This is a genomic window from Sulfurovum sp. bin170, from assembly GCF_010892395.1.
GTDB lineage: Bacteria > Campylobacterota > Campylobacteria > Campylobacterales > Sulfurovaceae > UBA1140.
Genome location: NZ_JAACKB010000322.1, coordinates 1 through 4748, shown reverse-complemented (window position 1 = coordinate 4748; position 4748 = coordinate 1). Strand labels below are relative to the sequence as shown.

At 35.3% G+C, this 4748-nt stretch carries 2 protein-coding genes; both read right to left on the bottom strand.

The window, feature by feature from the left end:
• Positions 1–184: 184 nt before the first annotated feature.
• Positions 185–3988 (bottom strand): hypothetical protein, encoded by a 3804-nt coding sequence (locus GSY74_RS07660; RefSeq protein ID WP_164664512.1) that lies wholly within the window; start codon positions 3986–3988, stop codon positions 185–187.
• A gap of 116 nt (positions 3989–4104) precedes the next feature.
• Positions 4105–4748: PASTA domain-containing protein (locus GSY74_RS07655; protein ID WP_164664511.1), on the bottom strand; the 644-nt coding region annotated here is incomplete at its 5' end.

The window sequence follows — 4748 nt, the reverse complement described above, 5'->3', positions numbered from 1 at the left end:
TTAAAATATATGTTTGTTAGGAGTGTTTTTGGTTTTACTTTCTCTTAGCTAAACCCTAGTTTTAGGTGTTTATTGGGTCACGGTAGGTGGGGGAGAGCCCTATTTTTTTCTTATATATAGCAACCGTGCGTGTAGGTGGTTGTGGTATATTTTTTTTGCTTCGCTCATTGATATTTGACATTTTTTACTCCTTCTTTGATAAAGAACCTATAATATTATATTGAGGATTTTTCTCATCTAACTTTTCTTTACTGATACCAATTAGTTTTGTATAATTTGAAATTTTTTTCCCATTACTATCATCTGTTCCTTGTAGCCTATTATAGAACTCTTCTGCCCTTGTTTCTCCTATACCCTTAAGCTTTTTAAGCTGTTCAATCGTTTTCTCTCTTAATATAAAATCCTCTTTTTGTATCCCTTCTCCTCCAACATTATAGTTTTCAAGCTCTTTCTCCTCTATAGGATTCTTTATATCTTTAGATTTAATGGATTTTTTCTCTGTAAATCCAAACTTTTTTGTTTCATCTTTTTCCATTAAATATGCTTTTACCGTTAAATGTGTAGGAACAATCTTTTTACTTTCAAGTTCTCTAATCTCTTTAACATCTCCCCACTCTTTATCTGAAAACTTCTTTGGACGCTTCGCTTCACTAGTCTCTAAGCCTCTAGTTGCGTATACAGGGTCAACTGTATAACTTATAACACCACCTGTTTTTGTGACTCTTTTTAGTACTTCTTCTATCTCTATTGAGTGGTTTTTATTCCCTTGTACAGATAGAGGGGTTAAATTCTCTTCTTCTCTACCTGAACCATGCATATTTTCATTGAGTAGATGACCTTGTACATAAAATGATTTTTTCCCACTCTCTCCTTTCCTTTTAAATAGAGTTTTATATACTCCTTTTGGAGAGCTTGGTATGGTTCCTTCTTCTCCCAATTTACTTAAAACATGGGCAGTCATTTTCTCTCCAACACCTTCTCTACTTGATTGATATATTACATTTTTACCTTTTTCATACTCTGGTAAATCATCTTCACTATGACCAAATAGCTCTTTCATATCCACAGCAATTTTTTCCATAGCATCTTCTGTCTCTTTACTCTTGACGGATTGGGCTCTCTCATCTTCTTTATCAGCCTCTTTATGAACGGCTGTACGCCAATTTTGATAATTTTCAAATGCTATCTCTGCTAACTTTTTCTTATTCTCATCTTTTCCATCCAAAATAGCTTTAATAAACTTATCAAATTGAGTCTCTTTACTCCTAATAACAAGCTTTGGCTTTTTCTTCGACCCCTTAATATTAAGTGAATGATTTTTCCCATCTTTTGCTTTAAATTTAACCTTAATCTTAAACCAACCAATAAGCTTTTTAACAGCTCCTTTAACCTTAGCTTTCCCCTTTTTTACTAGCCCTTTAAACTTTCTTCTCGCTTTCAAAATCAACTTATTAATCGCCTTATCAATCCGTTTTCTAATCCGTTTGATAATCTTCATCACCTTTTTAGCCAATCCACCTAGACCAATAAGTTTTGCAAAAAGGTTAATAACCAAAGCGATAAGTAGTCCCAACCCTTTCTCGACAGCTTTGGCGACCCCTTTCACATTCCCAGAGGCTAGAGCTTTGATAGATGTTATCAGCGTAGGAATAAGCATAATCGCAGACTCTACAAAGAAGACGATTAAATCTTTGATTGCCATAATCGCTTTGATAAATCCACCCCCTGGAACCAGTAGGCTTACTAGCCATTTGATACCTGCCATAATAACCTGTGTGATAAGCATGTTTTTAATCGAATCAATAATGGTCTCTTTGAGGTCATTGAACTGCTCTTTGATATGTTCCCATATGCCTACTATTCCTTTGGTTCGCACTATTTGAAACATCTCTAGCCCTGTCTCCATCGCTTTTACCATCGGTTCGCCTAGTAGTTTTACCGATTTTTTACGCAGATAGTCCCATCCTAGTCCTAAGATTTGCATCACTAGACTAAAGATACCTTTGAGGCTAAATAGATTGACAGGAATTGTGATTCCAGCAGACCCCATCGCTCCTGTTAGCCATTGGATAAAGCCTCCTAAAAGATGTTTTTGGATATTTGCTTTAAAGAGAGCAATCCCCTCACCAATACCAGCAAAGAGTTTTTTGGCGAAACCGATAGGGTCAGCCATGATAATAGGTAAAAATTTTTGAATGGCTGAGAGTAGCTCAGAGACCAGTTTTCGTAGTTTTTTAATAGTCTCAATAACCCCTTTTATAGCGTTGATAGCTCCATCTAACCATGTGGCACTTGCCTTTTTTCTTATCTCCTCAAAGCTCTTATCTAAACTAGCTACATTTTGTTTATACTGTTGTGCTAAACCTTGTGCCAACTCTTTCTCTTTATTGCTAACACTCTCTTCTAGGTTGTCATATCTATCATTAAAAGTATCTAGTGAATCTTTGGCTAATTTTTTCTCTTGTTTATTTAGACCATCATAGATTTCTTTTGTCTCTTCTCTACCATCATTGATAACTTTTATCGCTTCATTGAGACCTGTTGAGATAACTATAGCAATATGGTCAAAAATAGTGTTTAGTGTAGAGATAAATTTAGCTTTTTCACTAATAAATACCTCTTTAATCTCAGATTTATGTTTCTTTCTTGTAAAAATATCTGTCCAACTATAGATATCATCTAACTTATCTTCTACATTTTTCTCAAATGTTTTTTTTGCATTATCTACCTGTCCACCCTTATCAAAGAGCTTGTTTACTTCTGTTGAGATACCATTTAGTTTAGCTGTGACATCGGTTTTGGTTTCATTGTAAATCTTCTCAAACTTAGCATCGATTGTCTGTTTTTCATTTTGGCTTGATTTTTGTGATGAGGTCTGTTTGGTCAGTACACCTTCAAAGCTACCCACTCGTGAGGAGAACATACCATCTAAACCCTCTTTACCCAAAACAGAAGCTTCTCCTCTAGCACCTCTTAATATCTGATTCTCTTTTTTCTTATAAGTTTGAGGTACCTCTTTGAGCTTTTTTTGGGCTACTGTTTTTGAATCTAAGGCTTTTAAAAACTCTGGCTCATTTGATTTTTTTAGTTGTGATTCTGTTAACTTACTCTCTTCCATATACTCATCAATAGATTGGCTCTCTCTCTCCATGGAGATTTCACTTTTGTGTTTTGGTTTTGGAGTTGAATCTTTTTTATTTATCGGTTTTGGAGCCTTGCCAACAGTGGTTTTTGGAATGGGTTTGGCAGACTTGACAGCTAAGTTACTTTTTGGTGGCTTTTTCTCTTTAGCATTGGTTGCAAGTGAACCTACCATACTCTCTTTCTCTTTGGTCACATTGGAATTGACACTATTTTTGATGGCATTTATAGGTTCTGTATCTTTAAAGTTTTTAGCATCATCAGCATCTTTAGGTAGACTATTTTCTAGTTCTGTAAGCTCTTTTTCTAAAGACTTTTTAAAACTTTCTGGAGTAAACTTTTTACTTTTTGCAGAGTCAGAACTGCTCTCTATACTATTATAGTGGGCTGATTGACTGTTTTTTTTCTCCTGTTCCTCTTTGCTTAGGTGAGAAGCCTCTTCCACTTCTGTGAGTTTATCTTTTGAGTTGGGGTGTGTTTTTTGAGCATCTCTACTCTTTTTTATGTACTTTAAGGTATTGGTAAAAGCTTTGTCTCTATAGGGATTGGTTGGTGCTTTTACTGTTTCAAGTTTTTTATCCTGTGGTGCTTTGGGTTCATTGGCTATTTTAGCATCACTTTTTTTTGCCTCTTGTGTTGGTTTTTTTGTGACAGGTTCACTCTTTACTAATGTCTCTTTTTTGATACCTTTGGAGCTGACTAACTTCTCTACAGTCTTGTTTCCTACCGATTTATGGAGGGTTAAAATGTCATTAGAAGATTTTTTATTATTACTATTTTTTATACTCTTCTGATTTAATGAATTTGGTTTGGTTCTTTTTTTTGTTTTTCTCATTAAACTTGACATCTTTTGCTCCTTTTTTTATTTTCTATATTAAACTTCTTGCAAAACTAGGAACCGATGGCTTTAGCCTCGTAATATTCGGGGCTAAAGCCTCCGATTCCAAGGAGTTTTGCAAGAGACTATCTTCTTCTTATTATCTGTGCATCCGTTATCATTCGCAGTGCTGTTGTCTCATTGGTTCTTAGCACTTCAGCGACATGTGTTGCATCAGCTGTTGCCAAATTCTCAACAGTGGTGATACCTGAATTATCAAGTCGACCCTCATAAACAGAACCTATACCATGAATCTCTCGAATGGGCGTATGATGGTCGTCTATAACTGGAGTCAAATCCATTGGTGGACGAGGGATAAAAGTAGGCTCATCTATGACTATTGGATGCTCTCCAATTGGTGGGCGATAGTCGTCATCAAATACGAAAGAAGCTTTTGCTACAGTTAAATTTACAATACTTCTAATTACTACCTTTGACCCTGCTTCAGGATTCTGTTCTATAATAGTTCCTTTTGCTTTATCTGAAAATCTATAGATTATATCTCCTAATTGAAGATTACGCTCTCTTAACTCATTTCTAATCTCCTCTATATCTTTAATATTTCCATCTATAAAATCAGGAACAATAGTCATCTTTTCTGGAATAGACACTACTATTGATACCATACTACCAATCTCTACTTCTGTTCCAACTATAGGTGTTTGTGAAATAACTGTACCTTCAGGAGAGCTATCAGCCCGAGTATTTACTTCTCCCAATTTGAGTTGAT